At 42.0% G+C, this 1,189-nt stretch carries 1 protein-coding gene; it reads right to left on the minus strand.

The genetic code is table 11. The annotated features are described in order from the left end of the window. Positions 1 to 769 precede the first annotated feature (769 nt). Positions 770 to 1,189: ISAzo13-like element transposase-related protein (locus CDZ78_RS20700; protein ID WP_444979227.1), on the minus strand; the 420-nt coding region annotated here is incomplete at its 5' end.

Consider the following 1,189-nt stretch of genomic DNA (forward strand, 5'->3'; position numbering starts at 1 on the left):
CAAATTTCCCTGCGCCTTCTGGAGACTATCATCCCGTCCGGGGCTGACAGCGATAGTTTCTCAGAAATTTACAAGCAATATTCGGAAGTGGGATCTTTAGTCCCGCAGGCTTGGACGGGACTAAAGATCCCGCTTCCAGTATTTCTGACTGCCCAGAATGTATGCAAATTATTTACCTGAAAGCCTATATAGTGTAACCGGATAGGCATGGTTTAATCCATACTTCAGAAATCATTTAAATACCTTCTGTCATATGGAAAGTGTATGCAAATCATAATGGTAAGTTTATTACCTTGATTCCACTCTCTCTAGGGAGCGCTCAGCATTCCATGACGCAGAGCCGTCAACTCATGCATTCCCACGCAGAGCATGGGAACGAGAATAAAGATCCGCGCCCCAGCACTAAACTACATTAATGCACTAATTTTTTGTCATGCCCGCAGGGAGGAGGGTATCCAGTGCTATGGACGGCATTGATCACACCCGTGTGACTGGATTCATAATGTGCATCCACGCACATTACCTTTCAGGTAAATGCAAATCTGCTCCTTGCAGATTAGTCCGGCCTGCCCCAGCCGTTGTTTGGGGCAGGCTCTGCCGGAATGACAAACTAAAAAACTTCAGAATTCAGTATCAAGTCATTTTTCGAGAGATCAGGAGTTTTGAAGTTACTCAAGTTATTACGTACATAAACCTGATCCAACTGCTTTCGCTGAAAATCATGGAAACGGAGCTTAGGAATAAGCACGAAACAACTTCCCGATATTAATTATTCTTGAGGAATTGCACGGTAATTCCATTTTGGTAAATGTGTATCAAATACAATCGGCATTATTTCTTTGAAGTCAGCGGCATATTTTCGTCCTGTCTCGTATATTTTGTCGAGTATGTGAACAATTGTTGTTAGTCCTTTTGACGTTGATGTTCTAGAAATCAATGTTTTAACTGTTTCAACCGAGTCAAATACAGCACCTTCACAAGCACGAGTCACATGAGGAAAAAAACGATGTTCAATGGGATTATACTTGGAGGTATAAGGAGGATAGTGGGCAATCCTAATTTCCAATCCAAGTGCATTCGCAGTCTTTTGTAAATCTTCTTTAAAAATGTAGTGCCGTGAGCTGTTACTCCCTCCACCATCGCAAAGGATCAACAATGATTTTGCTTTAGGATAATGAATAATACCCTC

Origin of the sequence: Bathymodiolus platifrons methanotrophic gill symbiont, from assembly GCF_002189065.1 — a bacterium.
Classification (GTDB): Bacteria; Pseudomonadota; Gammaproteobacteria; order Methylococcales; family Methylomonadaceae; genus Methyloprofundus.